General features: G+C 52.0%; 1 pseudogene. It reads right to left on the bottom strand.

From position 1 onward, the window contains the following. A pseudogene (locus HBA93_RS22695) lies at positions 1-246 on the bottom strand (3-oxoacyl-ACP synthase); the annotation flags it as partial.

Genomic DNA, 246 nt, shown 5'->3' with positions numbered 1-246 from the left:
AGATTGGCAGTCAGTACACCGCGATCGGAGGTCAAGCCGTTACCTTCAGCCGCTTCCATAATGATTGCACCGGCACCATCACCGAACAAAACGCAGGTTGTGCGGTCTTTCCAGTCGAGAAGACGGGAGAACGTTTCTGCACCAATCACGATAACGCGCTTGGCCATACCGCTCTTGATATACATATCGGCGGTGGTCACAGCATAAACGAAACCGCTGCATACCGCCTGCATGTCAAAAGCAAAA

The organism is Ochrobactrum sp. SFR4 (genome assembly GCF_019730395.1).
Classification (GTDB): Bacteria; Pseudomonadota; Alphaproteobacteria; order Rhizobiales; family Rhizobiaceae; genus Pseudochrobactrum.
The sequence above is the reverse complement of the archived record's forward strand: the minus strand, read 5'-3'. Positions and strand labels throughout refer to the sequence as shown.